Raw genomic sequence first — 842 nt, forward strand, 5'->3', positions numbered from 1 at the left:
GCAGCCTTCGGCAGCTCCTGCATTGGAATGCGTTCGAAGGTAGGAGCTGCCGAAGGCTGCGATCTTTTGATTGCGCTTTTACGCTCAAGGCCCGAGCCTTGCGCGCTGCGGTAACGAATGTGAGGTGAGCAATACATGTATCACGGAGAACGATTGAACGCCTGGACCCATCTGGTCGGGGCGGTGGCGGCATTTGTGGGTGGCGTGTGGATGTTGGTGATCGCCTGCCTGGATGGCAGCCCGTGGAAGATTGTCAGTGTGGCGATTTACGCGTTTACCTTGCTGGTGCTTTACAGCGCCTCGACCGTGTACCACAGCGTGCGCGGGCGCAAGAAAGCGATCATGAAGAAGGTCGATCACTTTTCGATCTATCTGTTGATTGCCGGTAGCTACACGCCTTTCTGCCTGGTGACCCTGCGCGGGCCGTGGGGCTGGACGCTGTTCGGGATTGTCTGGGGGCTGGCGCTGATCGGCATTCTGCAAGAGATCAAACCGCGTTCGGAGGCGCGGATTCTATCGATCGTGATTTACGCGGTGATGGGCTGGATTGTGTTGGTGGCGGTCAAGCCGTTGATTGCGGCGCTGGGTACGACAGGTTTTGCCTGGCTGGCGTCGGGCGGGGTTTTGTACACAGTGGGGATTATCTTTTTTGCCCTCGATCACCGGTTGCGGCATGCGCATGGGATCTGGCATCTGTTCGTGATTGCCGGGAGCTTGCTGCACTTTGTGGCGATTCTGTTTTACGTGCTGTAGACCGGCTGACTGATCGTTCCCACGCTCTGCGTGGTAACGCCTCCTGTGACGCTCTGCGTCACGCCGTTTGGGACGCGGAGCGTCCCGGG

General features: G+C 58.7%; 1 protein-coding gene. It reads left to right on the forward strand.

Going from position 1 to position 842, the window contains the following annotated elements:
* Positions 1–135: 135 nt before the first annotated feature.
* On the forward strand, positions 136–753 hold the full coding sequence (gene trhA, locus PMI23_RS28400) for a PAQR family membrane homeostasis protein TrhA (RefSeq protein ID WP_007913708.1): 618 nt from the start codon (positions 136–138) through the stop codon (positions 751–753).
* The last annotated feature ends 89 nt before the right edge of the window (positions 754–842 follow it).

The organism is Pseudomonas sp. GM24 (assembly GCF_000282235.1).
Taxonomy (GTDB): domain Bacteria; phylum Pseudomonadota; class Gammaproteobacteria; order Pseudomonadales; family Pseudomonadaceae; genus Aquipseudomonas.

Bases quoted from the DNA above. Each gene is read 5' to 3' on its own strand.
- trhA (WP_007913708.1), top strand. From the start codon at position 136: ATGTATCACGGAGAACGATTGAACGCCTGGACCCATCTGGTCGGGGCG.